The sequence below is a fragment of the Mesorhizobium sp. M4A.F.Ca.ET.020.02.1.1 genome, from assembly GCF_004022645.1.
Classification (GTDB): Bacteria; Pseudomonadota; Alphaproteobacteria; order Rhizobiales; family Rhizobiaceae; genus Mesorhizobium.
Map to the genome: position 1 here is coordinate 1 of NZ_RZOI01000465.1, position 4,990 is coordinate 4,990.

Here is a 4,990-nt window from a genome sequence, read left to right on the forward strand (position 1 = left end):
GCATGGAGAAGATGGTGAAGCCGACGACGGCCGCAAGGAACTGTTCCTGACGGCCGTCGTCGGCTTCACCATCTTCTCCATGCTGTGCGGCCTGGCGTGGAGCCTCGAGACCATCGTCCTGTTCCGGTTGATGCAAGGCGTGTTCGGTGCCGCGATCGTACCGCTGTCGCAGACCTTCCTGCTCGACATCAACCCGAAGGAGCGCCACGGCCAGGCGATGGCGATCTGGGGCGCGGGCATCATGCTGGGGCCGATCCTGGGCCCGACGCTGGGCGGCTGGCTGACCGAGAATTTCAACTGGCGCTGGGTGTTCTTCATCAACCTGCCGGTCGGCATCCTCGCCTTCCTTGGCATGGCCGCCTATCTGCCGGCCGTTGCCCGGCGGGTGCGCAGCTTCGATTTCTTCGGCTTCGCCATGATATCGCTCGGCGTCGGCGCATTGCAGCTGATGCTGGATCGCGGCGGCGAGGTCGACTGGTTTTCCGCGGTCGAGATCTGGATCGAGCTCGGCCTGGCCATCACCGGCTTCTGGGTGTTCACCATCCACACAGTGACGGCCGAGCACCCGTTCATCGATCCCAAGATCTTCCTCGACCGCAATTTCGTGACCGGCCTGGCGTTCATCTTCGTCATGGGCGTGCTCATCCTGGCCTCGATGTCGCTGCTGCCCCCGATGCTGTCGACCATCTTCGGTTATCCCACCATGACCATCGGCGTCGTCATCGGTCCCCGCGGCGTAGGCACGATGATTTCGATGCTCGTCGTCGGGCGGCTCATGAGCAAGATCGACGCCCGCATCCTCGTCGTCATCGGCTTCCTTTTGACCGCGCAATCGCTCTACACCATGTCCAGCTTCTCGCCGCAGATGGATAACTGGCTCATCCTCAGTTCCGGCGTCATCCAGGGGCTGGGCATGGGAATGGTGTTCGTGCCGCTGTCGACGGTCGCCTTCGCCACGCTCGACGCGCGCTACCGCACCGATGCCACCGCGCTGTTCAGCCTGGTGCGCAATCTCGGCTCCTCGATCGGCGTGTCGGTGGTGACGGTCCTGATGGTGCGCAACACCCAGATCAACCACACCGAGCTTTCGGCCTTCATCAACCCGTTCAACCCAAATCTCTGGGCCGCTTCGCCGGCGGCGGCGAGCGGCGATCCGACGGCGCTGTCGCAGATCGATCGGCTGGTCAACATCCAGGCGATGATGATCTCCTACGTCAACGATTTCAAAATCCTGATGGTGATGACGCTGCTTGCCATTCCGTTCGTCTTCCTGCTGCGCAAGCCGAAGGCGGCGCCGGCGGGCGGCGCGTCAGCAGCGCATATGGACTGACGTTTGCTGACGCAATTCCAGGAAAAGTGTGAAACGGTTTTCCGTCCGGAATTGCGTACAAACAAATAGTCAGACCAGTTCAGCGGTTCTACCAGACGCTAAACTGCTCTGACCGGCGCGGCGTAGCGGCCGCGCCTGCATCCGGGACTCAAAAAATCGTGGCTAGGGAACAGCGCCAGGATTTTCAGATAGACACAACCTACCGCTCCCGGTTCACCTACCATTAGTATATATCGATCACGATGCGGTCGCTTTTGGGTTGAAGGCGAGCCGTGTTGCTTTGCGCCGGCACCAAACTGGAGGAACTCTGTTTGGGCACGAAATCATCCAGGAAAGCCGCCGAAGCACCCGAGTCGGCCAATCTTGCGGCGCTGGCAAAGCTGACGATGGCTTCATACGAAACGCTCGAGCGCGATCTTCGAGCCAGGATCGCATCGCTCGAAGGGCAGGCGCTGCGATTTGAGACGGCGATCGACAACGTTTCGCAGGGCATCTGCTTTTTCGACGCCGGTGAACGGCTGATCCTGTCCAACCGCCGCTATGCGGAAATCTACCACATTGCGCCTGAGCAATTGCGGCCGGGGCTAACGCTCCGGGAAATCGTCGCACTTCGCGTCGCTGTCGGAACCTCCGCGACCGATGCCGACGCCTATCTTGCATTGGCCCGCTCCGTCAATTCGGGCACGGCACCAAGAGTATGGACCGCCAACCTCGCCGACGGTCGGACAATTCAGGTCTGCCACCAGCCTATGCCCGACGGCAGTTGGGTGGCCACGCATGAGGACATCACGGCGCTCGCTGCCAATCGACAGATCGCCGCTGAGCGCATCTCGCTGCAAACGCTGATCGACTGGGTGCCCGACTATCTCTGGGTCAAGGACACGGAAAGGCGCTTCATCGTGGCGAACAGGGCTCTCGCGCTCGACAGCGGAAGGGAGAAGACCAGCGACATGGTCGGTTTGACCGATTTTGATCTCCATGCCCCGGAACTTGCTCGGAAATTTCGCGCTGTGGAGCAGAACGTGCTCAGCAGCGGGCAACCAATGATCGACAAGGAAGAGTTCATTGTCGATGCATTGGGCGCCGGCAAGTGGGTGTCATCGACAAAGGTGCCGCTGCGCAATGCCCAGAATGACGTCATCGGACTGGTTGGCATCGCTCACGATGTCACCGCACGCAAGCAGGCGGACGTCCTTCGGGACGGGCAGGCGCATATCCTGGAAATGATCGCAATGAGCGCCCTGCTCGAAGACGTGCTCGACCGTCTGATGCGCCTCGTCGAGTCGCAGTTGACGGGGATATTCGGTTCCGTCCTGCTGCTCGACAAGGACGGCAGCCATTTGCGGCACGGCGGCGCGCCGAGCCTGGCGAAAGAATATACCGATGCCATCGACGGGATCGCCATCGGCCCCAAGGTTGGATCATGTGGCACCGCCGTCTACCGGCGGGAGCCGGTCATCGTCGCGGACATCATGCAGGACCCGCTTTGGGAAGAATACCGTCAGGTGGTGGCGCCCTTCGGCTATCGTTCCTGCTGGTCGACCCCGATCCTATCGCATCAAGGCGCCGTGCTCGGTGTCTTTGCGATGTATTCGATGACGGTGCGCGAACCGACCGAGGCCGAAACGCGGCTGATCGACTTCACGACACGGATTGCAGGGATCGCCATCGAGCGCAAACTGGCTGAAGACCAGATTCATTTCATGGCCAACCATGATGTGCTGACAGGGCTTCCAAATCGCGCTCTGCTCGAGGACCGGCTCTCGCAGGCTCTGCTCTATGCGCAGCGGTACGATCGCTGGGTGACGGTGGTGTTCATCGACCTCGACAATTTCAAACTCGTCAACGACACGCTCGGCCACAACGCCGGCGACGTACTGCTGAAGACCGTCGCCAACCGCATGGTCGAATGCGTAAGGCCGACCGACACAGTCGTGCGGCTTGGCGGCGACGAGTTCGTCATAGTCCTGTTCGACCAGCCGACGAATGTCGATCTGATCTCCGAGACCCTGCAAAAGATCCGGGCAGCGATCGCGGAGCCGGTTCATCTGGGAAGGCATCGGCTGAGGGCGACGGCCAGCATCGGCATCGCCAACTATCCCAAGGATGGGACGAATCCAGATCAGCTGCTGGCCAATGCCGATGCTGCCATGTACCGCGCGAAGGAATTCGGCCGCGACAATTTCCAGTTCTACGCTCCCGAGTTCAACACCAGGGCGCATGAGAAATTCCTGCTTCAGGAGGAGTTGCGAAATGCCCTGGCTCGCTCGGAATTCATTCTGCTCTATCAGCCGCAGGTCGATCTTCGCTCAGGAGACGTCTTTGCGGTCGAGGCTTTGCTGCGTTGGAAGCATCCGACGCGAGGCATGGTGGCGCCGGACACGTTCATTCCGACCGCCGAGGAGACCGGGCTGATCGTACCGATCGGCGACTGGGTCCTGCACGAAGCCTGTCGGCAGAACAAGGCCTGGCAGGATGCCGGTCTGCCACCCCTGACCGTATGCGTAAACGTCTCGGCGCGGCAATTCAGGGAACCGAACCTGATTGGCCGTGTCGTGAACGCGCTGACGGACAGCGGCCTGGAGGCCAGGCATCTCGAGCTCGAGGTAACCGAGAGCCTTATCATGCAGGACGTCGAATTGGCGGTCGCGACGATGGACGCCTTGCAGAGCCTGGGGGTTCAGATTTCGATCGACGATTTCGGAACAGGCTATTCCAGCCTCAGCGCGCTCAAGACCTTTCCCGTGGCGCGGCTGAAGATCGACAAGTCATTCATCAAGGATCTCGCCGCCGACGAGAACGATCAGGCTGTCGCCAGCGCCGTGATTTCACTGGGTCAGAATCTGCATCTTAGGGTCATTGCCGAGGGCGTCGAGACAGACGACCAGGTGGCCTTCCTGCGCAAGAACAATTGCGATGAAATGCAGGGCTATCATTTCAGCAAGCCGGTCTCTGCCCAGGGCATCGAGAAACTGCTCCACACGGCGAGCGTGGCGGATGACGGCCAAGGCGTTCCGGCGTCGGGAACTCTGACGACAAAACAGGGATAGGCGAGGCCTATCTCCCGAGCACGAGGCTCCAGTAGCGCAGGCTCGGATCGCGGCCGTCGCGCACATAGGCGAGGCCGAAGCGGGAAAAGTCCGAGTCGAGCATGTTGCGGCGGTGGCCGTCCGAATGCATCCAGATGTCGAACAGCTTCTGCAGGTCGAAGCGGCCCTCGGCGATGTTCTCGCCTGCTGCGCCGCGTACGCCGTTGTCCTTCATGCGCGAGGCGAAGTCCTTGCCCCAGCCGGTGGTGTGGCTCATGCGGGCACGTGACGCCATATAGCCGGCCTGCTGCAGCGCCGCCTGTTCAAGCTGCGCATCGGCCGCCAGTGGCGGCAGCCCGGCCGAAGACCGGATGCCGGCGAGCGTCCCGGTGGCGGAGGAGGAGACCCCGGCGCCTTCTCCGGTCGGCAGCACAGTGGTCGAGCATGCGGCGAGCCCGGCCAAAGCGGCTATGCCAGCGCCTTTGAGCAGCAGGCGCCTGTTCAGGTCCGGGATCTGGTGGGTTTCGATTCTAGCAACGGTCATGCCCGCCTGACATAATGGCGATCATGGCTTTTGCCGGGCAGGGCGACGAAATCTCCCGACGCGCCTGGTCCTAGGCGGCTTTCGCGG

General features: G+C 61.6%; 3 protein-coding genes. 2 read left to right on the forward strand and 1 reads right to left on the reverse strand.

Annotated features, from left to right (window positions below; translation table 11 throughout):
• Positions 1-1,330: DHA2 family efflux MFS transporter permease subunit (locus EN742_RS24210; RefSeq protein ID WP_128333367.1), on the forward strand; the 1,330-nt coding region annotated here is incomplete at its 5' end.
• 386 nt (positions 1,331-1,716) lie between these two features.
• Positions 1,717-4,380, forward strand: a complete 2,664-nt coding sequence (locus tag EN742_RS24215; protein ID WP_245492388.1) for an EAL domain-containing protein — start codon at positions 1,717-1,719, stop codon at positions 4,378-4,380.
• A gap of 7 nt (positions 4,381-4,387) precedes the next feature.
• Here EN742_RS24215 and EN742_RS24220 read toward each other — a convergent pair whose 3' ends face one another.
• Positions 4,388-4,903 (reverse strand): CAP domain-containing protein, encoded by a 516-nt coding sequence (locus EN742_RS24220; protein ID WP_127406362.1) that lies wholly within the window; start codon positions 4,901-4,903, stop codon positions 4,388-4,390.
• Positions 4,904-4,990: the final 87 nt, after the last annotated feature.

Coding starts and splice junctions, on each gene's coding strand:
- EN742_RS24215 (WP_245492388.1), top strand. CDS start 1,717: ATGGCTTCATACGAAACGCTCGAGCGCGATCTTCGAGCCAGGATCGCA.
- EN742_RS24220 (WP_127406362.1), bottom strand. CDS start 4,903: ATGACCGTTGCTAGAATCGAAACCCACCAGATCCCGGACCTGAACAGG.